This is a genomic window from Candidatus Devosia phytovorans (genome assembly GCA_029202405.1).
Classification (GTDB): domain Bacteria; phylum Pseudomonadota; class Alphaproteobacteria; order Rhizobiales; family Devosiaceae; genus Devosia; species Devosia phytovorans.
Genome location: CP119312.1, coordinates 314,622 through 337,091 on the forward strand (window position 1 = coordinate 314,622; position 22,470 = coordinate 337,091).

The window sequence follows — 22,470 nt, forward strand, 5'->3', positions numbered from 1 at the left end:
TTAACTCGTTGAAATTTAAGGGTTAATTCTATCAATTTTTCTTAAGAAAATGGTTTAAGAAAGCCCTTCAACCGACTCTTTCGACTCGCGCAATTGTGGCAATGTCAGGGGGTTGGACGGGGAAAGGCGCAAAGCGGCAGACGGACCGGTCCAGCGCCTGAAATAGCGCCATTTGCTTAACAATGGGTTACGTTGTGATTCGTCGAGACCTCCGAATCGAAACCGTCGGAAACCTTAATCAGGCTCTGATCAAGAAGGGACAATGCAGACGACATGAAGGCGCTGATCTCCGCTGTTGATGCCATTGACGACATCGAGGTGTTCGGCCGCGTCAAATCGGTGCAGGGCCTGCTTGTCGAAATTGTCGGCCCGGTGCGCGAATTGCGCGTTGGCGGTCGCGTGCTGATCGAGACCGTCAATGAGGAGCAACTGGCTGCGGAGATAATTGGTTTCAAGAACGGGCACGCTTTGTGTCTGCCCTTCGGCCAATTGAGCGGCGTGCGCATGGGCTGCAAGGCGGTGTTCCAGCGCAGCGATGGGGCGGTCTACCCATCGGAAGGCTGGCTGGGACGGGTGATCACCGCCAATGGCGAGCCGATGGATGGCAAGGGGCCGCTGCCGCTGGGGGCAAAAGGCTTTCCGCTGCGGCAGGATCCGCTGCTGGCGCATGACCGCGTGCGCGTGGGCGATCCGCTCAATCTGGGCGTACGGTGCCTCAATACATTCACCACGCTCTGCGAAGGGCAGCGCATGGGGATCTTTGCCGGCTCGGGTGTCGGCAAGTCGGTGCTGATGTCGATGCTGGCGCGCAATACCGATGTCGACGTCTCGGTGATCGGACTGATCGGCGAGCGCGGCCGCGAGGTGCATGAATTCATCCAGGAATATCTGGGCGAGGAGGGCCTGAAGCGCGCCGTGGTGGTGGTGGCGACGTCGGACGAGGCGGCGCTGATGCGGCGGCAGGCGGCCTATATCTCGCTGTCGATCGCCGAATTCTTTCGCGACCAGGGGTTGCGGGTACTGTGCATGATGGACAGCCTGACGCGCTTTGCCATGGCGCAGCGCGAGATTGGCCTCGCCATTGGCGAGCCGCCGACGGCCAAGGGCTATCCGCCGACGGTTTTCACCGAATTGCCGCGCCTGTTGGAAAGAGCAGGTCCGGGCACACCCACAACAGGTTCCATTACCGGACTATTTACCGTTTTGGTGGAAGGTGATGATCACAACGAGCCCATTGCGGATGCCGTGCGCGGTATTCTTGATGGGCACATCGTGATGGAGCGCGGTATTGCCGAGCGGGGACGCTACCCTGCCGTCAACGTGCTCCGGTCCATCTCGCGCACCATGCCAGGGTGTGTTCCGGTCGACTTCCGCCCGGTCCTGCAAAAGGCGCGTGAGCTCATGTCCATCTATTCGGACATGGAGGAACTGATCCGGCTGGGGGCTTACCGGAAAGGGTCAGATCCGAAAGTGGACCGTGCGATCGCCATCAACCCGGCATTCGAGGCTTTTTTGGGCCAGAGCCGGGAAGAGACGACATCGATTGGCGAGGGCTATGACATGCTCAGGTCAATCATGGAGCAGGCGGGTGCGGCAGACTGATTGGGGGGCGAGTCATGTCCCGGACTGACTTGATGTGTAAGGAGTACAGGTCGTGAAATCGCGCAGCGAGAGCCTCATTCGGCTCAAAAAGTTCCAGGTGGACGAAAAGCGCCGTCAGGTGGCCCAGATCGAAATGATGATCGCCGATTTCGAGCGCATGGCGTCCGAACTCGACCAGCAGATCGAGATCGAGCAGACCAAGACCGGCATTTCCGACGTGGCCCACTTTGCCTATTCGACCTTTGCCAAGGCAGCGCTGAGCCGCCGCGACAACCTGCTCAATTCAGCCAATGACATGAAGAGCAAACTCGAAGGCGCCCAGGATGCGCTGGCGGAAGCGCTCGAAGACCTCAAGAAGGTCGAGTTGCTGGACCAGCGCGAGCACCAGCGCGATGCGGCAGAACAGCTCAAGGTCGAGCAGGAACAATATGACGAGATCGGCCGCCTGCGCTTTTCGCGGCAGTAGGATCGGATCGGCACGAATTTGAAAGGCCCGCGCGAGCGGGCCTTTTTCGCATTGGCGACGATTGCGTGTCCAAACAATAGAGGATCAGGCCGTCACACCACTATTTGGATTTCGGTCGTGATCGTGTCATCATCATCCCAAGGTCGGCGACAATGGAGCACTATCTTGCCGCCGAACGTGTCCCGCCACTGCACGCGGAAGCGCGCCGTGCCGCCACCACCAATGGATGTGGAGGCCTCCGTTCCGGCTGGTTCCACGCTGCCGGCGCCCGAGATGACTTCGGCGGTCCACATATAGCCACCAACGCCCTGGCCGTTGGCAGCTATTTCTCCCGTGCCGTCGGCCGACAGCCGAAGCGGCGACAGCGTTAACACCCTTGGCACTTCAGCCTCGTCAGTTGATCGTCACCCCATTCTGCAGACTTACGCTGGTAGGATAGGTAAACGGAAACTGGGTGTCTATACCGCATTCGCCATAGCGGATGCGGAAAAACCCGCTTTCGCCCCAGCGTGGGTTCCAACTGTTCTTGGCAATCCAGCAACCCTGAGTGTCGCTGTATCCGATGATGCAAACTGCATGATAGCCGACGAGACCGCCTTCAATATGGCGGTAAATGCCGCTTGTGTAGGCCGTAAAATCGCCGAACACTGCCATGGCGGCGACCACCGGCCCTTTGCCAACCGCGACCTTTCTGGCCGTGCTGGTGCCGGCAACATTGTGGCCATCAATCCTTGCTGCCACAGGTATGGCCTTGCACGGCTCGTCGCGAGGAATGTAGGGCCAGTTGCTTTCAAGCCCAACACCGTTCGACCGCAAGTGCTGGAAGGCTAGTTCGGGTTGCCAACCCGTGTCGCAGGAATTTGGCGCTCCGCAGTGGAAGAGATTGGCTTCCGACAGGTCAAAGTTTGCGCCTGGCTTGTTGTGGGCAATGAGCAGGCGGGACTCCAAGCTGGCCAATGTGGCGAAGGCAACGCAGCTGCCGCAACTCTTTTGATCCCGGACCGGCGTTACCCAGTTTTTGTTGTTCTGCTTTCGCCAGTCCACTTCGGGCGGCGGCGGGGCAGCGGCTGCGAAAGATATCTGATCCTCGCTGCGTGCGGACTGAAGCGTTCCGAACGCAATTTCCGGTGTCAGGGCGAGACCAAGCGATTTAGACGCTGATTTGGTCCCGTAATATTTGCTTAGCGGCGTCTCACCCGCGACCCAGTCAGCCCCGGCCGCCCTGATCTTTTGGTTTAGCTTGTCAAAGTTGGGATTTGGCATGACGATCTCCTCTCATCCTCGCCTGAACTGCCAACGCCAGCTGTCACGCGCCACAGGTATCGGCGTGGATCTGGTCACCGACCTTGATCAGCCCCGCCAGGACTGCGCCCGCGCCCGCGCCAACGCCCGGGATTAGAAATGCGATGCTGGACAGCAGTTGCAGAATTGGTTTTGCCGTGGGCCAGAGGCTGCAGAAGTCACTTGCGTCAAAGGCGGCGGACCGGCTCTGAACCGCCGCGCTCTGCACCGACTGAAGTTCCGAGTTGATCAACGCAACAGCAGACTGCGAACTTATCGTCATTCGTTCCTCCTTATGGCTTGATCCGGAAGTGGTATTGGACGGTGCGGGTATCTGGTAGTTAGGGATGTTCCCATCCGGAATCGTTGCGGTGCTGTTTCGCGACAGCTAGCCGCTGCAACCGGCCCCGCCCTTGCTGCGTTTGAGGGTTATGGGCACGATACAGAATCTCGATATTTCACCGCTGGCACTGGTTGTGGATGATGATCCGGTCATTCGCATGATCATGAGTGAAATGCTCGATGACCTTGGGTTCGAGGTTGCCGAGGCGGATAGCGTTGCCGCGGCTTTGGCTTATCTCGAAGGCAATGGCGAGCGAGTCAGCTTTTTGCTGACCGATGTGCAGATGCCGGGTTCGCGCAATGGGATGACGCTGGCCAATCATGTGACCTTCGTCTGGCCGCATATCCGCATTCTCGTCACGTCCGGCGTGAGCCGGCCGTTGCCGGGGCAATTGCCGGGCCGGGCACAGTTCATGTCCAAGCCGGTGACCTCGGCAGCGCTCGATGCCTATGTGTCCCGTTTCAGCGCCGACATGCTGCCCAGCCGAGCTCCCCTGACCTAGCGCGGGCGCTTGCCGAGCTCTGCGAGATAATCGCGCAAGAGGCTGGCGCGGCGTGGGCGGAAGCTGGCGCCGGTGGGTAGTGCATAGATAATGCGTTCGCAGCGAAACATGCGGAAAGCTTCACGCAGGCAACACCAGGCCAGAACGGTCAGGGTGTGGTCGGTATAGACCATGGCGAGCGGCAGGATGGTGCGTTCGGTCTCTGCCCCATGTTGGTCGGCATAGGTCAGGCGCAGCGCCTGCTCGTTCCAGCAGGCTTGCCGGATCAGATCGATGTAGGGCGATTGGGGTCGCGGATCGGGACGATAGACCTGGGAAATGGCATGAAAAAGTTGCTGCTCGCGACCATCGGGCAGGGTGGCCGCGATTTTGGCGAGGACGGCGGTGGCGGCCCCGGCCAGCGCTGAATCGCCCATGCTGCGGACCTGAGCCAGGCCCAGGGCAAGCGCTTCGATTTCGGTGCGGTCGAAGGTTTGCGGGGGCAAGGCATAGTCTTCGATCAGCCGATAGCCATAGCCGCGCTCGCCCTCGATACGGGCGCCGGCGGCGCGCAGGCTGTCGATATCGCGATAAAGCGAGCGCAAAGAAACATCCATCTCTTCGGCCAGCCGCGCGGCGGTGATCGGCGCGGGCATGACGCGCATGGCTTGCAGCAGGCGGAACAGACGATCGGGACGGGCCATATTCAACTGCCGAAAACTGTCAGTTGGCTCCGATTATACCTAGACCATCAAACAGGCAAGACGGAGTTCGGCCATGACGATCAAAACCACGACCCACCTCAATTTTCGCGGCGAGGCCCAGGCCGCGCTGGAATTCTATCAGAGCGTTTTTGGTGGGCAGATTGCGCTGGTGACCTATGCGCAATTGGGAGCGGTGGAACAGCCGGGGCAGGAGCAGCAGATCATCTGGGGTCAGGTGGAATCACCGGAGGGCTTTCACATCATGGCCTATGATGTGCGGCCGTCGCAGGACTATGCGGCGGGCGTGAACCCGGTGTTCGTCTCGGTGCGGGGCGAGACGGCTGACGAGATCCAGGGCTATTGGGACAGGCTGGCTGATGGCGCCGCCGTGATCCAGCCGATCGGACCGTCCGGCTGGTCACCGCTTTATGGCATGCTCAAGGACAGGTTCGGCGTGACCTGGGTGATCGATGTTGCCGTGGCCCATGGAGGGTGAGGCATGTGCCTGACGCCTAGGCGTCAGGGCGCCCTGACGCTCGAGAGGTCAGGGCAGGATGACCATGCGCTGGGCGTCGCGATCGGCGTCATAGGTCATGGGATCGTATTCGGTCTGGGTTTCGAGCTGTTCGCGGTTGGCGTTGATGAAGAGATAGCGGTTGCCAAATGTGTCGGCCGAGAAGGCGAGGTTGTCGAAGCCAACGGCAACGGGCTTGGCGCCCAGGCCGAGGAAGCCGCCGACGTCGACGATGACGGCGTCGAAACTGCCATCGGGATTGGTGACGATATCGCCAATGGTGCCGATCTGCTCGTCATTGATGCCATAGACGCCGATGCCGCGCAGGTCTTCGGCGGAAAGGCCCTGCTCGTCGAAATCGGTGAAGCCGGTGCGGTCGACCGGGGTATTGATGGTCGTGCGCTCGGGCTGGTCGGTGGTCAGGGCCGGATCAACGGGCACGGCATTGGGATCGCCGTCGACGAGCTGTTCTTCTTCTTCCTCCGGCGTCAGGGCTGGCTGGCCGGTCGTCTCCTCGCTATCGCCCCAGATAAAGGCGGGGGCGTCGGTGAGCGTTTCGGCGGTGGTTTCGAGCACCCAGCGGCGCGAGCCGTCCTCGCGCTCTGCCCAGGTCAGCTGGGCAAAATCGACGGCGACGTCCTTTTCACCGACACCGAGAAAGCCGCCGACGCTCAGCACAACGGCGGAAATGCCCTGCCCCGACGTCACGACCATATCGGTGATGATGCCGATTTCCTCGGCGTCATCGGCGGCAGAGGAAAAGACGGCCTCGCCCAAAAGCTTGGTTACGAGCACATCCTGGCCGCTGGTCGAATAGCCTTGCGAGGTGACGGTGGGCGGGGTCAGGCCGGATTGTTCGAGCTGGGATGAGGTCGCAGGCAAGGGCGCGGCCGGCGCCTGGGCCAGGGTGGGGGATGCCAGCAGCAGAGCCAGGATGGAGGCAGTCGTGAAGGCGCGCATGGCACTCTCCCAAATCCGTATCATTGACGCAAAAAGGGCCGGCCCGAGGGCCGGCCCTTCGCATGAGATAATCCGCGAGGGATTAGTTGGTTGCCGGAGCAGCCATCGGGTCAGCCGGGGCCATTGCGCCACCGGCAGCCGGATCGGCCGGAGCCATGCCATCGGCGGCACCGTCGACAGGCTCATCCTCGGCCCAGACAAAGTCCGGAGCAGCAGTCAGGGCTTCAGCCGTGGTGGGCAGGACCCAGCGTTCGGTGTTGTCAGCCGCAAGGGTGAATTCTAGAGCACCGAAATCAACCGCAACGGCCTTTTCGCCGATGCCGAGGAAGCCACCAACGCCGATAACGACGGCGGTAATGTCACCGGTTTCGGAGAAGACGATGTCGGAAACATTGCCGATTTCCTCGGCTTCTTCACCGGCAGCCGAATAGACGGGCTGGCCGATCAGGCGCGAACCGAGGTTGTCCGTGTCAGCGGCGGTATAGCCGGCCGACATGTCCCAGGGCTCATCGACTTCAGTGGTCTGCATGGCGCCGCTATCGACGTCCGTGCCGGTCACGGCATCGGTCGAGGCAGGAGCCATGGCGTCGGTTGCCGGAGCTTCCGTCGTGGCAGGAGCAGCCGGGGCTGCTTCCTGAGCCATGGCGCCAGTGGTGAGCAGGGCTGCAACGGCCGTGCTGGCCAGAAGGGTGCGGATCATTGTAGGCTCCGTTCGTTCATTGGTTTAGTGAACGGGCCGTGCGATGCAAAACTTGCCGGTCGCGCATCGTGCGGCCCATGATGCTTCACCAACGTGGCGATCCCACGAGGGTTCCGAACCGATTTGCCGCAGACATTGAAAAGGCCGGCTCTCGGGTGAACGAGGCCGGCCTTTGTCCGCCTCCCTGGCGGTTATGGTTCCGGGGATCCGCTGCGACTGGCGCGATGGGCGACGTGTGACGCGCATGATCCCTGACATCGCCTACAATAAAGCAAAGCGTATGGCTGGGCACTCCAAGCCGGCGAACAGGCTTAAGCGCTTGCTAATTGGTTAATGTCGCCGTCTCAATTTCGTAGGTGCGCATGGCGCGATGCGGCATGCCGCCGTCCTGGAATTCGGGACCGAAGGCCACGAAGCCGAGCTTTTCATACATGCCGAGCTTGTCGGACTGGGCCGTGAGATAGAAGCGGTCGCGGCCCGAGGCCCTGGCATGCTCCATGGCAGCCAGGATCATTGCCTTGGCGATGCCGTGACCGCGGAAGCTCAAACGCACGGCGACGCGGCCGATCTTGATATGCTCGGGCTTGTCGAGGACGCGGAGCGTGCCGACCACTTCGCCCTGGGCGACGGCGACGAAATGGGTCGCGGTCAGGTCGTCGGCGTCATTTTCTTCTTCCTCGGGCACCTTCTGCTCCCAGACGAAGACTTCGCGGCGCAGCGCGAAGGCGGCGTTACAGAGCGTGGAAAAGGGCGGGACGATGAGAATGGTGGTTTGCATGACGCCAGCATATAGCCAGCGCCGCGCGCGCTGTCATCCAGAGACGACTTCGTCGAGCCGCGCCAGCTGATCCTGTACCGGGGCCGCGTGGACAAGATTGTTGATGAAGGACAGTTTCTCGATCACCTGCGGGCTCAGCACGAAGGGATAGGCGTCGGGGTGACCCATGGCGCGGTTGAGATTGTTGAGCATGGAGGCCAGCGGGATCCAGTGGTCGATGACGACCTCGAAATCGGGCTCCATATAGGGATCAAAGCTCACCGGGGCGACGATAAGGTTTTCATCCTGCGTCTTGGGCCGGGCGCGCAGGCCGAAGGCGGCGGCGGTTTCCACGGTGTCGGTGATGTGGAGGTAATGCGCGAAGGTTTCGGCAAAATCCTCCCAGGGATGGGCGGTGGCATAGGCGCTGATGAAATGCTGTGGCCAGCCCATGGGTGCGCCATTGGCGTAATAGGCCTGCAGCGCCATGCCATAGTCGGCCCTCTCGTCGCCGAACAGCGCACGGAAGCGTTCCTGCGCCGGCTGGTTGTCGACCAGCAGGTCCCAATAGTGATGGCCGATTTCGTGGCGGAAGTGGCCGAGGAGGGTGCGATAGGGTTCGCCCATGCTGGAGCGACGGGCTTCGCGCTCGGCGTCGTCGGCCTCCACCAGGGCGATGGTGATGATGCCACTGTCGTGGCCGGTCATGACCGGCATTTCGGCGACGGGCAGATCGGCCAGGAAGCGGAAGGCGAGGCCATGGACGGCATCCTCGCCACGGGTTTCGAGCGTCAGGTCGAGCCGCATCAGCGCATAGAAGAGGCGCTTCTTGGCGCGCTCGATGACCTGCCAGCGGCTGAGGTTGAGCGGGTCGGAAATGTCGGGGATGGTCTCGTTGTGGCGGCAGGCCTCGCAATAGATATCGCCGCCGGGCTCGGCGCGGATCAGCCAGTTGCAGGCGCCATGATGGGCGTTTTCGCAAAAAACATAGGCGTCGTCGGGAAAGGCGGGGGTGGACCACAGGCCGCCATCCTCGACCAGCGACACCAAGGCGTTCTTTTCGGGCAGGTAGCCGAGCTGGTGGCCGCAGCGCTCGCAGAGGGCATTTTCGAAATAGACCGTGTTGCCACAGTGGTCGCAGACGAAGAGTTTCATGTTGGCAGCCCCCGGTTCTCAGCGGCATACAATGCATGACCACGCGGCCCGTTCCTGCAGGGAGCTTGCCTTGGTGGGAAATCGGGTCGCTAATGGCGCCATGAGCAAAAAGCCCGATACGGTCGATGCCTATATCGCGACGCTGGACGATGGCGTGCAGCAGATTTTTGCGGCGCTGCGCGAGACCGTGCTGCGCCTGGCGCCCGGCGCCACGGAAACAATCAAATACGACATGGCAGCCTGGCAGCTCAATGGTACCTATCTCGTTTATGCCGGAGCCTGGAAGAAGCATATCGGGCTCTATCCGGTGGGTCGTGGCGACGGGGCTTTCGAGGCGATGCTGGCGCCCTACCGGGACAAGAAGGATACGGTCAAATTCGTCTATGCCAAGCCGATGCCATTCGATGTCATCGAGGCAATCCTGCGCGCGAGGCTGGCAGAGATCGAAAGGCATGCCTAGATAGGAGGCGCACAACGGAGCACCTCTTCATGGCCGACCTATCGAGCTTTCCGATCACGAAAATCTGGCCTGCGGCCAATCCTGACGTGATCCAGCTCTATTCCTTCCCGACGCCCAATGGGGTCAAGGTTTCCATCATGCTGGAAGAGACGGGACTGGCCTATGAGCCGCATGCCGTCAACATCATGAAGAACGAGACCTGGGGCCCGGAGTATCTCTCGCTCAATCCGAACGGCAAGATCCCGGCGATCATTGATCCCAACGGCCCGGGCGGCAAGCCGCTGGGCCTGTTCGAATCCGGCGCCATCCTGATCTACCTGGCCGAAAAGAGCGGCAAGTTCCTGTCGAGTGATCCGGGCAAGCGCTACGAGACCATCCAGTGGGTGATGTTCCAGATGGCAGCGATCGGCCCGATGTTCGGCCAGCTCGGCTTCTTTCACAAGTTCGCCGGTGCGGCCTATGAGGACAAGCGCCCGCGTGACCGCTATGCGGCGGAGTCCAAGCGCGTGCTCGGCGTGCTGGAAACACGGCTCGAGGGCCGTGACTGGATCATGGACGACTATTCGATCGCCGATATCGCGGCGATCGGCTGGGTCAACAATCTCATCACCTTCTATGGTGCCGCCGAGATCGTCGACTATGCCAGCCTGCGCAATGTGCCGGCATGGCTGGAGCGTGCCCTCGCTCGTCCGGCCGTGCAAAGCGGGCTCAATATTCCTTCTCGCAGCTAGGTGAAGCAACTCCTCCGCCCGGCTTCGCATTGAGGTCGGGCAAGAGGAGGAGAAGATCCATGCATTCACCCAGCGAAGACGATATCCGCGATCGTGCCTATGCCCTGTGGGTCGAGGCGGGATCGCCGGATGGGCGCGACCAGGAGTTCTGGCATCGCGCCGAGAGCGAATTGGCAGAAGAGGCCGGGCTCGATATTTCCGGGCAGGCATCGGACGTCACCCAGCCGACACCGCCCGCCGGCATTCCGACGCATTAGTCTAGATGACCAGCAGCGCTTCGGCGGTGCGAAGATAGAGGCGGCCCTCATTGTGGTCGCCGATTTCGAGAAGCAATAGGCCGGTCGAGACGCGCTCGATATAGGCCCATTGCCAGATGGCCTCGGCCGGCACCTGAGTGCGCTGGGTCAGGAGCCGCACACGGCCGCGCCCGATATTATGCGCATTCTTGCCTTCAATGCCCTCGTTCCAGCCGCGCAGCAGCACGCCCAGGTCATAGGCCGGCTCTATGGCGAGGCCATCGGGATCGACCAGCTTGAAGCGGATCGGGTCGGTGGCCGGATCGGCCAGCAGGTTGCCCATATGCGGATCGCCATGGGCGAGGACCGCGCCTTCGGGCTTATAGAGGGCCGCGCGCTCCTGGCAGTAGCGCATGGCGGATTCGATGACTTCGGCGGAACAGGGCTGGCCGTTGCGCTCCCACATCTGGAGAATGCCGGTGGCCAGTGAATTGGCCTTTTCGGTGCCTGTCACATAGGTGGCGTCGAGCGGGACGGGCATCCAGGCGTCGTTGAGCGTGGCGCAGACGATATCGATCTTCTGCTGGTGGGAAATGTCGACGAGATCAAGCCGCTCGCCGAGCTTCTCCAGCAGCATGGCCTGGCGGCCGGGGTCGTGGCGCAGGAGTTTGACATAGCCATGGCCATCGGCGCGCTGCAGCACGTCGGCCTCGTGGCGGCCAATGGCGCTGCCGGGGGTGCCGACCTTGACGATGAAGGCGTCGCCGTTGGCGGCAATGGCCTCTGCGACGAAGGCGGCACTGCCGCCCTCAAGCGCCTCGCCAATGGTCACGCCCCAATTGGCTTCCAATGCCTCGATGGTCGTATCGAGCCGGGCCAGCCAGTCCTGGCCAGCCGCGCCTTCGGCAATGGCCCGGCGCCGGACAGATTCGGGAACGGCAAACCGGCCCCCCTCGCTCATTGTCAGATGCTCCCCACCGTCTTGAGACGAATGCGAGGATGCACCTCGTTCTGGCTCATGACAACGGTCTGCGGACGGAAGCGCTCGATGATCGAGCGGACATGCGGCCGGATCGAGGGCGAGGTAATGAGGACCGGCATTTCACCGGCCTGAGCGGCGCGCTCAAAGCCCTGCTGAATGCCGGCGATGAACTGCTGCAACCGGCTCGGCGCCATGGCGAGGTGGCGGTTTTCGCCATCGCCGACCATGGCCTCGGCAAAGTCGCGTTCCCACTGTGGGGAAAGCGTCAGGAGCGGCAGGTTGCCATCGGGGCCGAGATGCGCCGCGCAGATCTGACGGGCGAGGCGCGAGCGAACATGCTCGGCAATCGTCTGGACGGAACGGCCGGGGCCGGCGACTTCGGCAATGCCTTCGAGGATGGTCGAGAGATCGCGAATGGAAATGCGCTCGTTGAGCAGGGCCTGCAGCACCCGCTGCACGCCCGAAACCGAAATCAGGCCGGGGACGATGTCTTCCACGAGCTTTTGCTGTTCCTTGGGCAGGCCCGAGAGCAGGGACTGCACATTGGCGTAGCTCAGCAGGTCGCTGACATTGGCCTTCAGCACTTCGGTCAGATGGGTGGAGATGACGGTCGAGGGATCGATGATGGAAAGGCCGCGCAGTTCGGCTTCGTCGCGCAGGGCCGGTTCGATCCAGGTGGCGGGCAGGCCAAAGGTGGGCTCGGTGGTATGGGTGCCCGGCAGGTCGATCTGATTGCCATAGGGGTCCATGACCATCAGCTGGTTGGCGTAGATCTCGCCGGCGCCGGCTTCGACTTCCTTGATGCGGACCTTGTAGACATTGGGGTCGAGCTGCATGTTGTCGAGGATGCGGACCGGGGGCATGACGAAGCCGAGCTCGACGGCGAGCTGGCGGCGCAGTGCCTTGATCTGTTCGGTGAGGCGGTCGGAGCCGTTTTCGTCTTCCTTGACGAGGCTGAGCAGGCCATAGCCCAGTTCGAGCTTGAGCTCGTCGATCTTGAGGCTGTCGGTGATCGGGGTTTCGGCATTGGCTGCGGCAGCGCCGGGGGCGCCCGGGGCGGCTGCGGCCTTGGCCAGTTGCTGGACGGCCTCATCGGCCTTTCTGGCATCCTTGGTCTGGGCGGCGCGCCAAGCGACATATCCGACGCCACCGGCAAGGGCCATGAAGGGGATGACCGGCATACCGGGCAGCAGGGCGAGGCCAGCCATGACGGCGGCCGACATGCCCAGGGCGCGCGGATAGCCGGTGAACTGGGCGGCCAGTGCCTTGTCGGCGGAGCCCTGCACGCCGGACTTGGAGACGAGGATACCGGCAGCGGTCGAGACGATCAGGGCCGGGATCTGGGAGACCAGGCCGTCGCCGATGGTCAGCAGCGTATAGACATTGCCGGCCTCTTCGAAAGAGAGGCCCTGCTGCATGATGCCGATCAGCATGCCGGCGGAAATGTTGATGAAGGTGATGATGAGGCCGGCGATGGCGTCGCCGCGCACGAACTTACTCGCACCGTCCATGTTACCGAAGAAGGCGCTTTCGCCTTCGAGCTCGGCGCGGCGGCGCTTGGCGGTGTCTTCGTCGATCAGGCCGGCCGAGAGGTCGGCGTCGATGGCCATCTGCTTGCCGGGCATGGCGTCGAGGCTGAAGCGGGCGGCCACCTCGGCGATACGGCCGGAACCCTTGGTGATGACGATGAAGTTCACGATCACGAGGATGATGAAGATCACCGTACCGATGATGAAATTGCCGCGGGTGATGAAATTGCCGAAGGCCTCGATGACGTGACCGGCGGCGCTGTGGCCGGTGTGACCATCTGAGAGGATCAGTCGCGTCGTGGCCAGGTTGAGGCCCAGGCGCAGCATGGTGGCGATGAGCAGGACCGTCGGGAAGGACGAGAATTCGAGCGGCTTCTGGATGAAGAGCGCCGTCATCAGGATCATCACCGAGAAGACGATGGAGATCGCCAGCAGCCCGTCCACCAGCAGGGGTGGCATGGGCACGATGAGAATGACGATAAGACCCATGACGCCAGCAGCGAGGGCGATGTCGCCCGAGCGCAGCAGATCGACCACCGAATTGACGGTGGGCACTTTGAAAGCAGGTCGTGCGCTACCGCCGGGCAGGTCGGTCATTCATGTTCCAGTCTAGCGTCAGGCCACGCTGCGGCGTTCGCCGGGGTCGGGTACGTTAGTGCCTTCGTCGGCATATTGATTGAGCTTGTTGCGCAGGGTGCGAATCGAAATGCCGAGGATATTGGCCGCATGGGTGCGGTTGCCCAAGGTGTGATCGAGTGTATCCAGGATAAGATCGCGCTCGACATCGGCCACGGTGCGGCCAACCAGCGCCGCCGACATGGTCTGGGCGGTCTGGGCGAGCTGGGCCGAGAGCGAATGGCTCGAGGCGGCGGCTTCGGTCAGGCCCATGCCATCGGGCAGGACAATGGCGTCGGGGCCGATGACGTCGCCCGAAGAAAGCAGCACGGCGCGGTGCAGGGTATTTTCGAGTTCGCGCACGTTGCCTGGCCAGGGGGCCTTGAGCAGGGCCGAGCGGGCTTCGGGCGAGAGTTCGCGCGGCGGCAGGCCATTGGCCTTGGCATATTTGGCGACGAAATGTTCCGATAGCGCCGAGATGTCGCCGGGGCGATCCCGCAGGGCGGGAAGCTTGAGGTTCACCACATTGAGGCGAAACAGCAGGTCTTCGCGGAACGAGCCTTCGCGGACGGCCTCGTTGAGGTTGCGGTTGGAGGTGGCGAGAATGCGGATATCGACCGGCACGGGCTTGCCGCCGCCGACACGGTCGATGACGCGTTCCTGGATGGCGCGGAGGAGCTTGGCCTGGAGGCGGATGTCCATCTCGGAAATTTCGTCGAGCAGGAGCGTGCCGCCCGAGGCTTCCTCGAACTTGCCGATACGGCGGGCCACGGCGCCGGTGAAGGCGCCCTTCTCGTGGCCGAACAGCTCGCTTTCGAGCAGGGCTTCGGGAATGGCGGCGCAGTTGACCGAGATGAAGGGTTTCGCCGCGCGCTTGGACTTGGCGTGGACATATTTGGCGATGACTTCCTTGCCGGTGCCGCTTTCGCCGGTGATCAGGATGGAGGCATCGGAGCCGGCGATCTGGTCGGCCATCTTGACGACGCGTTCCATGGCCGGATCGCGGAACAGGAAATCCGAATGTTCGCGGGTGACGGCAGCGATGACGGCTGCGATCAGCTCGGCATCGGGGGGTAGGGGGATATATTCCTTGGCGCCGGCGCGGATGGCGTTGACGGCGGCGGCGGCATTGGCCTCGACGCCGCAGGCGACGACGGGAATGGCGATGCGCTCGGCTTCGAGGCCGGCGATCAAGCCACCGATATCCATGGCGACGTCGCAGAGCAGCAGGTCGGCGCCACGGCCGGCGCGCAGGGCCGCCAAAGCGATTTCGACGGAAGGCGCATGGGCGACCTTGGCCCCGCCATTCATCGCCATCTTGGTGGCTTCGCTGAGTTGGCCCTCGAGGGCACCGATGATGAGCAGACGCATCCTGGCCTCCCTTATTGTGCTTTGATGATTTCGGTCATGGTGACGCCGAGCTTGTTCTCGACGAGCACGATTTCCCCGCGCGCCACGAGGCGCTCGTTGATGAAGATTTCCACGGCCTCGCCGACCTGGCGGTCGAGCTCAATCACCGTGCCGGTATCGAGCTTGAGCAGGGACGAGACGGGCATTTTGGTGCGGCCCAGGACGACCGAGACGCGGACTGGAACATCGAAGACCGCTTCGAGGTCGTCGGCGGTGCGCTCGACATGACCCTCGGGGCCACGGCTGCGACCGGGCGAAGCCATTTCCTCGAAGGAAATCTCTTCGGTGGCGGTGATGTCGTTATCGGAAGCGCTCAATGGCCGCTCTCCTCTTGCTTGGCCTGGCCGCCGGTACGGGCGGCGAGATAGGCCGAAATCTTGCTGTCGATGTCTTTGGAAACCGCGCCGATGTCACGCACGAGGCCGCCGTCGACCCATTCGAGACGGCCGTCGCCGAGGCGCAGGTCGGGGTCGCCCATGACGACCAGGCGGCCAGCGAAGCCCGAGGTCTGCATGTGGGCGGTGGCGATATCGCGGATGGCGTCGGAAATGGCCGGATTGCAGCGGATGACCAGATGCGGCACGCCATTGAGGCTCTGCATGCATTCGGCGATCAGCGCGTCGAGTTCGTGCGTGGGAAAGCGCGCCAGCAGATGCAGCGCCAGCTTGCGGCCGACGCTGGCGGCCAGTTCGACGGCCTCGCGGCGCAGCTCGGCGGTGGCGTCGTCGAGCGAGGCGGCCATTTCGGCGGTCTGGGTGGCCAGCGTGCCGGCGGCAGCAGCCAGGGTCTGGGCGGCGATGGCCGAGGCATTGCGCTCTCCGGCGATCACGCCCTCGGCATAGGCCTCTTCGCGCGCCTGGGCGATGAGCTGGGAGACCAGATCTTCGGGAATGGAGGGAATGGGCGCAGGCGCATTGGCATTGGCCACGGTGGGGCGGCTGCCCAGATCGAGATCGAAGGTGAAACGTGCGGGTCGTGCCATTACGCCACCATCTGATCGTCGGATTTGGACTTGAGGATGATGATGTCGCCCTTGGCGGCAAGATCCTTGGCGGTGGAGACCATGCGGCCCTGCGCTTCGTCGACATCCTTGAGGCGCACGGGGCCCATGGCCTCCATGTCGTCCTTGAGGAGTTTCGCGGTGCGGCCGGACATGTTCTTAAAGAAGGATTCCTTGACCGAGTCGTTGGCGCCCTTGAGCGAGAGCGCCAGATCCTTCTTGTCCATCTTGGTGAGCAGGGTCTGGATGGCAGAGGATTCCAGCTTGGCCAGATCCTCGAAGGTGAACATCAGCGACTTGATGCGTTCGGCATCGTCGCGGCTGTGCTCTTCAAGAGTGGTGATGAAGCGCGCTTCGGTCTGGCGGTCGAAGCTGTTGAAGATTTCCGCCATCTGCTCGTGGCTGTCACGGCGCTTGGAATGGTTGAGCGTCGACATGAATTCGGTGCGCAGGGTGTTCTCGATCTTGTCGAGGATTTCCTTTTGCACCGGGTCGAGGCCGAGCATGCGCTGCACCACGTCCATGGCCAGTTCTTCTGGCAGGGCGGAAAGCACCTGGCTGGCGTGGTCGGTGGCGATCTTGGAGAGCACCACAGCGATGGTCTGGGGATATTCGTTCTTGAGATAGGCGGCGAGAACGTCGGCCTGCACGTTGGAGAGTTTCTCCCACATGTTGCGGCCGGCGGGACCACGGATCTCTTCCATGATGGAATCGACCTTGTCCTGTGGCAGGAAGCTCAGCAGCAGGCGTTCGGTGCTGTCGGTATTGCCCGTGAGCGAGCCATTGGACGAGACGGTGGTGACGAATTCGACCAGCAGGTCATCCAGCATTTCCTGGGTGATCGGGCCGAGACGCACCATGGCGCGGCTGAGGGTCTTGACCTCGAGCTCGTCCAGTTCGTCGAAAATGGGCTTGCCATAGTCGGGGCCGAGCGCCAGCAGCAGGGCCGCCGCCTTTTCGTCGCCAGCGAGGACGCGATGGTCGGCATTGGCGCCGACGATCAACTGCTTGGGGGCATTGAGTTCGGGGACGCCGCCGGATTGTGAAACGAGTGCCATGACTATGCCGCCGCGTTACCCAGCCAGTCGCGCACGATCAGTGCGGCCTGGCGGGGGTTTTCTTCGACGAGGCTGCCGACGGTCTTGAGCGTCTGGAGCTGGCTTTCGCCCATGGAGCGGGCGTTGGCGACCCAGGCCGGCGTCTTGTCGCGTGGCTCTTCCTCGATGGCCTTGTTGTCGGCGATGACCTGGCCATCGGCACTCAACACGCCATGGTGACCCACTTCGGCAGCGGTCGGCAGGGCGAGGGGCTGGCTTTCGGGCGACAGGGCCTTCTTGAGCAGCGGGCGCATGACGAAGAAGACGAGGGCCAGCGCGATCAGCAGGGTGACGGCCATTTCGGCGCCATTCATCAGATCGTCGCGGGTGAAATCGAGCAGGCCACCCGAAGCATCGGTGCCCGGATCGGCAAGGCCCGGACGTTCGGCAAACTGCATGTTGACGACTTCGACGCTGTCGCCGCGGGTTTCCGAATAGCCGACCGCCGAGCGGACCAGGGTCAGGATCTGGGTGATCTCGTCGGCCGTACGCGGGGTATAGGTGCTGGTGCCGGCGGCGTCGGTCGCATAGACGCCATCGACCACGACGGCGACCGACAGGCGCTTGATGGCGCCGGCTTCGGTCACGGCTGTGTTGGTGGTCTTGGAAATCTCGTAGTTGGTGACTTCCTCGCTGGTCGTGCCCTGCTCGCTGGGGCCCGTGGCGCCGGCATTCTGGCTGGCGCCGGGCAGCTCATTGGCTACGGTCACCTGACCGTTCTGGCCGGTCGAGGTGGTTTCGGTTTCGCGCAGCTGGCTGGAGCGGACGACCTGGCTATCGGGATCGAACTTTTCTTCGGTGGTGGTCGAGCGGTTGTAGTCGAGTTCGGCCGAGACTTCGACGCGGGCGCGGCCGGGGCCGACGACATTGGCCAGCATGTCCTCGACGCGGGTGCGGAGGCGGTTCTCGTAGCCCAGGGTGCGTTCGGCCGCATCGGCTGCCATGGCGCCTTCGGCGTCGTCGCCGGTTCCCGAGGCGAGAAGGTTACCCTGGTCGTCGACGATGGAGACGCGGGTTGGGGTCAGACCCTCGATGGCCGAGGCGACGAGGTGCTGGATGGCACGGATTTCGCCATTGGAGAGTTCGCCGCGCACCGACAGGACGATGGAGGCGGAGGGGTCGGTACGTTCGCGGCGGAACAGTTCACGCTCGGGCAGGACGAGGTGGACGCGGGCCGACTTGATGCGGGTGAGCGAGCCGATGGTGCGGGCCAGTTCGCCTTCAAGGGCGCGGACATTGTTGAGGTTCTGCACGAAGCTCGTGGCACCCAGCGTCGACTGCTGGTCGAAGATTTCATAGCCGACCTGGCCGCGGGTCGGCAGGCCCGAGCCGGCCAGCGTCATGCGGGTCGTGGTGATCTGATCGCGCGGGATGAGAATCGTGTCACCTTCGCCGCGCAGCTCATAGGGGATATTGAGCGACTGCAGTTCGGTGACGATAGCCGAAGAATCTTCCAGGCTGAGCCCGGTATAGAGTGGGGACAGGTTGGGCGTCTGGGCGCGGGTGATGAGGAAGCCGAAAAAGCCCAGCATCAGGATAGCGACGACCGCCATGGCGGCCAGACGTGGCATGCCTATGCGGTTTATCAGCTTGGTGAAGTTTTCCACGCCGGGTACTCAATCATAAGGGGCCCATACCGACGCAAACGCACGTGGCAGCCGCTGGGCAAAAATTACCTACCTGATGGTAAACAATGTCTTAACTCCCCGTTGCAGTTCGCAAATTCCGGCAGAAACTGCCCATGAGAGTTGAAAAAGGATGAAACCATGCTGAAGGTTCTGGGACGCATAACCTCGATCAACGTTCGAAAAGTGCTCTGGGCGCTCGACGAACTGGGGTTGAGCTACGATCGCGAGGACTGGGGTCTGCCACTGCGCGATCCCAAGGTGCCAGAATTTCTTGCCCTCAATCCCAACGGGCAGGTGCCAGTTTTAATCGAAGGCGACCTCGTGCTGTGGGAAAGCAATGCAATCCTGATCCATCTGGCGCTGCAGGAGGGCAAGCTTTTGCCGGCAGACCTCGGGCAGCGCGGGCTGGCGCTGCAGTGGCTGGTGTGGCAGGCGACCGAACTCAATCCGCCCTGGGGCTATGCCGTCAACGCGCTGATCCGCAAGACGCCGGGTTATGACGATGCCGACAAGGTGGCAACGTCCATCCGCAACTGGGGCCTGCGCATGGCAATCCTTGAGGCAGAGCTGGCGAAGGGCGAGGGTGATTTCATCGTGGGCCGTGAGCTGAGCATTGCCGATATCGTGCTGGGCCTGTCCGTGCACCGCTGGGTGTCGTTGCCGGCGGAGAAGCCGGCTTTCCCAGCCATTGACGCTTACTACGAGCGGCTCAAGACGCGTGAAGCCGCTGCGCCGTGGATGGGGCCCGAAACGCCATAAGGTCCGACGAAATACAAAGGCCGCGGGTAAAACCCGCGGCCTCTGAAAATGCAACCTGGCGTGATCCAGCTGCGAGGACTAGCCTTCGCGGTAGTGCTGGATCCAGGTGGTCCGCAGACCGGCAAGGCCATGCTTGTCGATGGCGGCCTGCCAATTGAGGAATTCATCGACGCTTAGTGTGTAGCGGTCGCAGGCCTCTTCGAGGCTGAGCAAACCGCCGCGCACTGCTGCGACGACTTCGGCTTTGCGGCGGATGACCCACCTCCGGGTATTCGCCGGGGGGAGGTCTGCGATCGTGAGCGGACTTCCGTCCGGTCCGATAACGTACTTAACGCGAGGACGCATTTGTACGGTCATTTTACTCTCTACTCAAACCTGACCATATGAGGAGAGACTAGGGCAGTTGCCTTAAAATTCGACTAAGGGGAAACTTACAACAGGTTAAAGAATGGCCTTGGATTTCAAGGCATTGATTCAAGTTTGGGGAAGTGATCTGGCGCCGCCGCGGGTGGTCTGTTGCGGTGTTGGCGTGACGCGGAAATGACCATCCCCGCCATGGCGGGGATGGTTAATCCATAGATGCTTTGGGAAAACAAAAATCCCTATGCAGCAACAGGTTAGGCGGTCGTGTCGTCTTCTTCCGGCGTCGTGGGCGTGGTTGGCGTTGTCGGCTTGGTCACGTCGGGAACGCGGACGTCGCTGACGTCGGTAATGGAGACGCGGCGGGAGCCGACGGTCAGGACCGGGACATCGCCGGTGAAGTCGACGCCGGTAACGACGCCGATCGAGGCGGTGGAAATCTTGACGGCCTGGCCGTTGCCATCCTTGCCCTGGATATCGATCGTATAGGTGCCGTTCGGCTTCATCGTGCCGTCGGTGCCGATACCATCCCAGCGGAAGGTGCCGGGGCCGGAATTGAGGGGCCCGGTCTGGGTGTAGACCGTCTGGCCCTTTGAGTCCTTGATGCTGATGGTGGCATTGGCGGCATTGGCGTCGGCGCTATAGGCCCAGAACACCGCTTCGCTGTCAGTCAGCTCGCCGGTCTTGCCGGTGGAGGTCACTTCCTTGCCGATATAGGAGACGGCGTCGGACTTGGCCGTGTTCTGGCTCGACAGCATCAGGGTTTCGAGGAACTGGTTGGTCTTGAGCTGCTGCTCGACGCCGGTGAACTGCACCAGTTGCTGGGTGAACTGGTTGGTGTCCATGGGATCGAGCGGGTTCTGGTTCTTCAGCTGGGTGGTCAGGATGCTGAGGAACGTGTCGAAATTGTCCGCAATGGTCGCACGCGACGTGTCGACGGAACTGGTGGTACTCGTGCTGGAAACACCGCTGACTGCCATGACACCTACTCCTTACGCGATGATGTTGACGCCGCTGGCACTCAGGTTGCCGCGGTAGAGGCTGACGGCGGGTAGCGGGGCCTCGTCGACCTCGCCGCCCGTATTGCCCCCGAACAGGGGATTGCGACCGTTGCCATTCTGGCCCTGATCGCCGCCGCTGAAGGGGTTCTGCTTCAGCGAGAATTCGAGATTGGTCTTTGAACTATCCAAACCCGCCTGCTGCAGGGCGCGTTCCAGAGCTTTCTGGTCGCGCTGCATCAGGTCGAGCGTTTCCGCCTTTTCGACGCTCAGGCGGGCATTGACCTGACCGGAGGCGTCGATATCGAGCCGCACGTCGATCTTGCCGAGGTCGGCAGGGTCGAGACGGATCTGGAAACGAGTGTTGCCTTCGCTGACCTGGCGGACCATTTCGAAGGCCAGCTGGGGCAGATTGAGCTGCTGCTGGCTGGTCTGATAGCCGGCCTGTACCACGCGCGGGGCGGCGACGAGATCGACGCGGGCCTGCTGGATGGGCTGGGGCGTGGCCGTCGGGTCGACCTGCTGTTCCGTCGCCGTCTGGGTCGCAGCGGCCACCGGCTTGGCATCGGGTCTGGTCTCGATGGGCTTGCGGTCATCGGACTTCTGCTCGTTGCCATTATTGGCCTTGTCCTGGCCGTCCTGCGCCGGCTGGACCTTGAGCTCGGCGTTCGACGCCTTGGCCAGTTCGGCCTCGGGCTTGGTCTCCGTCGTGGCGCCGGCCTTGATGCCGATGTCGGTTTCCTTCATGTCCAGCGCCGGCTTGGCGAGAACGGGTTCGGGGACCTCGACGGTCGTTGGCTTCAGGGCGCGTTCGAGCGCAGCCTTGAGCTCGGCATCGAAGGTCAGCTCGCTGTCCATTTCGGCAAGGGCGTCGGGATCGACGTCGCCTTCATTGAGAGCGGCAAGGATCGCCGCCAGCTTGTCGCCGACGGATTTGATCTGGGCGGAAAAATCGGCGCTGGCATTGGGCTCGACATGGCCTTCAAGGGCTGATGCCAGCGGACCAAAGGCTTCGGTGAGCTGATTGGTCAGCGTGTCGGGCGCGCCCGCAGCAGAGGCATTGGCCACCATGGCTGCCAGCTGTTCGGCCGAGGGCATGTTGGAAAGGTCGACGCCCAGCGCCTGGGCGAGGTCGGTCAGCAGGCTGTCGAGCTTGGCCAGCTCGTCTTCGGTCAGCGGCGCGCCGGCTTCGAGCTTGGCCTTGAGATCGGCGAGACCTTCGACCAGTTCGGTCAGCTTGGGCTCTTCGGCTTCGACAGGCTGGATCGGCGTCTGTGCCTCGACCGGGGCCGCAATGGCTTCGGGATCCTCGGGCAGGGGCTTGTCCCCCTGGCTCTGGTTGGACGCGGTCTTGACGGTGGTTTCGGCGCTGCGGGTGACCTGCGTCGTGCTCTTGGTGACGGGTTCGCTCTTGGCGACAGGCTCACTCTTGGGCGCGACGACACCCAGCAGGGCGGCGAACACGTCCTCGCCCTTGTTGGCATTGCTCGCGCCGTTGCTCTTGCCGGTATTGAAACCGGCCGAGGTGCTGCTGGTGATGTTCAGTTGAGTTGCCAAGTACGCGGCCCCATCGAAAGAGACTTATCCGGCCTTAACAATGCAAAGGCGGTGCCAAGTCGTGCGGCCAGGATAATCCCCAATGTAATCAACCTTTTGGGGAGCAGGCGCTGTCGGGGTGGATGAGCCATTCGCGACATGTCGG

Annotated in this window: 26 protein-coding genes; 8 read left to right on the top strand and 18 right to left on the bottom strand. The window is 62.6% G+C overall.

Features of this window, described 5'->3' with window-relative positions; genetic code table 11:
• The first annotated feature begins 273 nt into the window (after positions 1 to 273).
• Together fliI and fliJ are read left to right on the top strand one after the other, a co-directional pair.
• Complete coding sequence (fliI, locus tag P0Y65_01535; GenBank protein WEK04962.1) at positions 274 to 1,602, top strand: flagellar protein export ATPase FliI; 1,329 nt, start codon at positions 274 to 276, stop codon at positions 1,600 to 1,602.
• A 52-nt stretch (positions 1,603 to 1,654) separates the two neighbouring features.
• On the top strand, positions 1,655 to 2,068 hold the full coding sequence (gene fliJ / locus P0Y65_01540; protein WEK04963.1) for a flagellar export protein FliJ: 414 nt from the start codon (positions 1,655 to 1,657) through the stop codon (positions 2,066 to 2,068).
• A 92-nt stretch (positions 2,069 to 2,160) separates the two neighbouring features.
• On the opposite strand, the gene P0Y65_01545 is transcribed toward fliJ, so the two are convergent.
• From P0Y65_01545 to P0Y65_01555, 3 genes are read right to left on the bottom strand one after another with little or no spacing between them, the layout of a single operon-like run.
• The gene (locus P0Y65_01545) at positions 2,161 to 2,442 is read right to left on the bottom strand and encodes a hypothetical protein (GenBank protein WEK04964.1); all 282 of its coding nucleotides are present in this window, start codon (positions 2,440 to 2,442) and stop codon (positions 2,161 to 2,163) included.
• Between the two features lie 19 nt (positions 2,443 to 2,461).
• A complete protein-coding gene (locus P0Y65_01550) occupies positions 2,462 to 3,331 on the bottom strand; it encodes a C1 family peptidase (GenBank protein ID WEK04965.1) in 870 nt (289 codons plus the stop codon).
• A gap of 43 nt (positions 3,332 to 3,374) precedes the next feature.
• The gene (locus P0Y65_01555; GenBank protein ID WEK04966.1) at positions 3,375 to 3,632 is read right to left on the bottom strand and encodes a hypothetical protein; all 258 of its coding nucleotides are present in this window, start codon (positions 3,630 to 3,632) and stop codon (positions 3,375 to 3,377) included.
• 148 nt (positions 3,633 to 3,780) lie between these two features.
• Between P0Y65_01555 and P0Y65_01560 the strand changes: the two genes are divergently transcribed.
• Entirely contained in the window at positions 3,781 to 4,194 is a 414-nt protein-coding gene (locus P0Y65_01560; GenBank protein WEK04967.1) for a response regulator, read from the top strand.
• Here the strand turns inward: P0Y65_01560 and P0Y65_01565 are convergent.
• Positions 4,191 to 4,877 carry a YafY family protein gene (locus tag P0Y65_01565; GenBank protein WEK04968.1) on the bottom strand — a complete coding sequence of 229 codons (687 nt, stop codon included), beginning with the start codon at positions 4,875 to 4,877 and terminating at the stop codon, positions 4,191 to 4,193. The two genes, P0Y65_01560 and P0Y65_01565, sit on opposite strands and share 4 nt — an antisense overlap.
• A gap of 73 nt (positions 4,878 to 4,950) precedes the next feature.
• On the opposite strand from P0Y65_01565, the gene P0Y65_01570 reads away from it, so the two are divergent.
• Positions 4,951 to 5,373 carry a VOC family protein gene (locus tag P0Y65_01570; GenBank protein WEK04969.1) on the top strand — a complete coding sequence of 141 codons (423 nt, stop codon included), beginning with the start codon at positions 4,951 to 4,953 and terminating at the stop codon, positions 5,371 to 5,373.
• A 48-nt stretch (positions 5,374 to 5,421) separates the two neighbouring features.
• On the opposite strand, the gene P0Y65_01575 is transcribed toward P0Y65_01570, so the two are convergent.
• From P0Y65_01575 to P0Y65_01590, 4 genes are all read right to left on the bottom strand, one after another.
• A complete protein-coding gene (locus P0Y65_01575) occupies positions 5,422 to 6,351 on the bottom strand; it encodes a PRC-barrel domain-containing protein (protein WEK04970.1) in 930 nt (309 codons plus the stop codon).
• An 82-nt stretch (positions 6,352 to 6,433) separates the two neighbouring features.
• Positions 6,434 to 7,051, bottom strand: a complete 618-nt coding sequence (locus tag P0Y65_01580) for a PRC-barrel domain-containing protein (protein ID WEK04971.1) — start codon at positions 7,049 to 7,051, stop codon at positions 6,434 to 6,436.
• A 322-nt stretch (positions 7,052 to 7,373) separates the two neighbouring features.
• Positions 7,374 to 7,829, bottom strand: a complete 456-nt coding sequence (locus P0Y65_01585; protein ID WEK04972.1) for a GNAT family N-acetyltransferase — start codon at positions 7,827 to 7,829, stop codon at positions 7,374 to 7,376.
• A gap of 33 nt (positions 7,830 to 7,862) precedes the next feature.
• Positions 7,863 to 8,963: a putative zinc-binding peptidase gene (locus P0Y65_01590; protein ID WEK04973.1), complete on the bottom strand. Its 1,101-nt coding sequence runs from the start codon at positions 8,961 to 8,963 to the stop codon at positions 7,863 to 7,865.
• Positions 8,964 to 9,063: 100 nt separating this feature from the next.
• On the opposite strand from P0Y65_01590, the gene P0Y65_01595 reads away from it, so the two are divergent.
• Genes P0Y65_01595 through P0Y65_01605 form a run of 3 tightly spaced genes read left to right on the top strand, consistent with a single transcriptional unit; the run spans position 9,064 to position 10,411 of the window.
• On the top strand, positions 9,064 to 9,423 hold the full coding sequence (locus P0Y65_01595; protein WEK04974.1) for a DUF1801 domain-containing protein: 360 nt from the start codon (positions 9,064 to 9,066) through the stop codon (positions 9,421 to 9,423).
• 29 nt (positions 9,424 to 9,452) lie between these two features.
• The gene (locus tag P0Y65_01600; protein WEK04975.1) at positions 9,453 to 10,154 is read left to right on the top strand and encodes a glutathione S-transferase N-terminal domain-containing protein; all 702 of its coding nucleotides are present in this window, start codon (positions 9,453 to 9,455) and stop codon (positions 10,152 to 10,154) included.
• Between the two features lie 59 nt (positions 10,155 to 10,213).
• Positions 10,214 to 10,411, top strand: coding sequence for a DUF2934 domain-containing protein (locus P0Y65_01605; protein ID WEK04976.1), 198 nt, complete (start codon positions 10,214 to 10,216; stop codon positions 10,409 to 10,411).
• Position 10,412: 1 nt separating this feature from the next.
• Here the strand turns inward: P0Y65_01605 and P0Y65_01610 are convergent, their stop codons facing one another.
• Genes P0Y65_01610 through fliF form a run of 7 tightly spaced genes read right to left on the bottom strand, consistent with a single transcriptional unit; the run spans position 10,413 to position 18,576 of the window.
• The gene (locus tag P0Y65_01610) at positions 10,413 to 11,351 is read right to left on the bottom strand and encodes an aminoglycoside phosphotransferase family protein (GenBank protein ID WEK04977.1); all 939 of its coding nucleotides are present in this window, start codon (positions 11,349 to 11,351) and stop codon (positions 10,413 to 10,415) included.
• 2 nt (positions 11,352 to 11,353) lie between these two features.
• Entirely contained in the window at positions 11,354 to 13,498 is a 2,145-nt protein-coding gene (gene flhA / locus P0Y65_01615) for a flagellar biosynthesis protein FlhA (protein WEK04978.1), read from the bottom strand.
• Positions 13,499 to 13,516: 18 nt separating this feature from the next.
• Positions 13,517 to 14,887: a sigma-54 dependent transcriptional regulator gene (locus P0Y65_01620; protein ID WEK04979.1), complete on the bottom strand. Its 1,371-nt coding sequence runs from the start codon at positions 14,885 to 14,887 to the stop codon at positions 13,517 to 13,519.
• A gap of 11 nt (positions 14,888 to 14,898) precedes the next feature.
• The gene (gene fliN, locus P0Y65_01625) at positions 14,899 to 15,189 is read right to left on the bottom strand and encodes a flagellar motor switch protein FliN (protein WEK06703.1); all 291 of its coding nucleotides are present in this window, start codon (positions 15,187 to 15,189) and stop codon (positions 14,899 to 14,901) included.
• A gap of 50 nt (positions 15,190 to 15,239) precedes the next feature.
• Positions 15,240 to 15,908, bottom strand: a complete 669-nt coding sequence (locus P0Y65_01630) for a FliH/SctL family protein (GenBank protein ID WEK04980.1) — start codon at positions 15,906 to 15,908, stop codon at positions 15,240 to 15,242.
• On the bottom strand, positions 15,908 to 16,984 hold the full coding sequence (gene fliG / locus P0Y65_01635; GenBank protein WEK04981.1) for a flagellar motor switch protein FliG: 1,077 nt from the start codon (positions 16,982 to 16,984) through the stop codon (positions 15,908 to 15,910). The genes P0Y65_01630 and fliG overlap by 1 nt, the downstream gene beginning before the upstream one ends.
• Before the next feature lie 2 nt (positions 16,985 to 16,986).
• Positions 16,987 to 18,576 (bottom strand): flagellar basal-body MS-ring/collar protein FliF, encoded by a 1,590-nt coding sequence (gene fliF / locus P0Y65_01640; protein ID WEK06704.1) that lies wholly within the window; start codon positions 18,574 to 18,576, stop codon positions 16,987 to 16,989.
• Between the two features lie 213 nt (positions 18,577 to 18,789).
• Between fliF and P0Y65_01645 the strand changes: the two genes are divergently transcribed.
• A complete protein-coding gene (locus tag P0Y65_01645; protein WEK04982.1) occupies positions 18,790 to 19,410 on the top strand; it encodes a glutathione S-transferase family protein in 621 nt (206 codons plus the stop codon).
• A gap of 78 nt (positions 19,411 to 19,488) precedes the next feature.
• Here P0Y65_01645 and P0Y65_01650 read toward each other — a convergent pair whose 3' ends face one another.
• The 3 genes from P0Y65_01650 to P0Y65_01660 all read right to left on the bottom strand — a co-directional run bounded on the left by P0Y65_01650 (position 19,489) and on the right by P0Y65_01660 (position 22,325).
• Positions 19,489 to 19,767 carry a DUF1153 domain-containing protein gene (locus tag P0Y65_01650; GenBank protein ID WEK04983.1) on the bottom strand — a complete coding sequence of 93 codons (279 nt, stop codon included), beginning with the start codon at positions 19,765 to 19,767 and terminating at the stop codon, positions 19,489 to 19,491.
• A 260-nt stretch (positions 19,768 to 20,027) separates the two neighbouring features.
• Positions 20,028 to 20,750, bottom strand: a complete 723-nt coding sequence (locus P0Y65_01655) for a flagellar hook assembly protein FlgD (protein ID WEK04984.1) — start codon at positions 20,748 to 20,750, stop codon at positions 20,028 to 20,030.
• Positions 20,751 to 20,762: 12 nt separating this feature from the next.
• Positions 20,763 to 22,325 carry a flagellar hook-length control protein FliK gene (locus tag P0Y65_01660; protein ID WEK04985.1) on the bottom strand — a complete coding sequence of 521 codons (1,563 nt, stop codon included), beginning with the start codon at positions 22,323 to 22,325 and terminating at the stop codon, positions 20,763 to 20,765.
• Positions 22,326 to 22,470: the final 145 nt, after the last annotated feature.

Bases quoted from the DNA above. Each gene is read 5' to 3' on its own strand.
- fliI (WEK04962.1), top strand. From the start codon at position 274: ATGAAGGCGCTGATCTCCGCTGTTGATGCCATTGACGACATCGAGGTG.
- P0Y65_01550 (WEK04965.1), bottom strand. From the start codon at position 3,331: ATGCCAAATCCCAACTTTGACAAGCTAAACCAAAAGATCAGGGCGGCC.
- P0Y65_01555 (WEK04966.1), bottom strand. From the start codon at position 3,632: ATGACGATAAGTTCGCAGTCTGCTGTTGCGTTGATCAACTCGGAACTT.
- P0Y65_01560 (WEK04967.1), top strand. From the start codon at position 3,781: ATGGGCACGATACAGAATCTCGATATTTCACCGCTGGCACTGGTTGTG.
- P0Y65_01565 (WEK04968.1), bottom strand. From the start codon at position 4,877: ATGGCCCGTCCCGATCGTCTGTTCCGCCTGCTGCAAGCCATGCGCGTC.
- P0Y65_01570 (WEK04969.1), top strand. From the start codon at position 4,951: ATGACGATCAAAACCACGACCCACCTCAATTTTCGCGGCGAGGCCCAG.
- P0Y65_01575 (WEK04970.1), bottom strand. From the start codon at position 6,351: ATGCGCGCCTTCACGACTGCCTCCATCCTGGCTCTGCTGCTGGCATCC.
- P0Y65_01580 (WEK04971.1), bottom strand. From the start codon at position 7,051: ATGATCCGCACCCTTCTGGCCAGCACGGCCGTTGCAGCCCTGCTCACC.
- P0Y65_01585 (WEK04972.1), bottom strand. From the start codon at position 7,829: ATGCAAACCACCATTCTCATCGTCCCGCCCTTTTCCACGCTCTGTAAC.
- P0Y65_01590 (WEK04973.1), bottom strand. From the start codon at position 8,963: ATGAAACTCTTCGTCTGCGACCACTGTGGCAACACGGTCTATTTCGAA.
- P0Y65_01595 (WEK04974.1), top strand. From the start codon at position 9,064: ATGAGCAAAAAGCCCGATACGGTCGATGCCTATATCGCGACGCTGGAC.
- P0Y65_01600 (WEK04975.1), top strand. From the start codon at position 9,453: ATGGCCGACCTATCGAGCTTTCCGATCACGAAAATCTGGCCTGCGGCC.
- P0Y65_01605 (WEK04976.1), top strand. From the start codon at position 10,214: ATGCATTCACCCAGCGAAGACGATATCCGCGATCGTGCCTATGCCCTG.
- P0Y65_01610 (WEK04977.1), bottom strand. From the start codon at position 11,351: ATGAGCGAGGGGGGCCGGTTTGCCGTTCCCGAATCTGTCCGGCGCCGG.
- flhA (WEK04978.1), bottom strand. From the start codon at position 13,498: ATGACCGACCTGCCCGGCGGTAGCGCACGACCTGCTTTCAAAGTGCCC.
- P0Y65_01620 (WEK04979.1), bottom strand. From the start codon at position 14,887: ATGCGTCTGCTCATCATCGGTGCCCTCGAGGGCCAACTCAGCGAAGCC.
- fliN (WEK06703.1), bottom strand. From the start codon at position 15,189: ATGGCTTCGCCCGGTCGCAGCCGTGGCCCCGAGGGTCATGTCGAGCGC.
- P0Y65_01630 (WEK04980.1), bottom strand. From the start codon at position 15,908: ATGGCACGACCCGCACGTTTCACCTTCGATCTCGATCTGGGCAGCCGC.
- fliG (WEK04981.1), bottom strand. From the start codon at position 16,984: ATGGCACTCGTTTCACAATCCGGCGGCGTCCCCGAACTCAATGCCCCC.
- fliF (WEK06704.1), bottom strand. From the start codon at position 18,576: ATGGCGGTCGTCGCTATCCTGATGCTGGGCTTTTTCGGCTTCCTCATC.
- P0Y65_01645 (WEK04982.1), top strand. From the start codon at position 18,790: ATGCTGAAGGTTCTGGGACGCATAACCTCGATCAACGTTCGAAAAGTG.
- P0Y65_01650 (WEK04983.1), bottom strand. From the start codon at position 19,767: ATGACCGTACAAATGCGTCCTCGCGTTAAGTACGTTATCGGACCGGAC.
- P0Y65_01655 (WEK04984.1), bottom strand. From the start codon at position 20,750: ATGGCAGTCAGCGGTGTTTCCAGCACGAGTACCACCAGTTCCGTCGAC.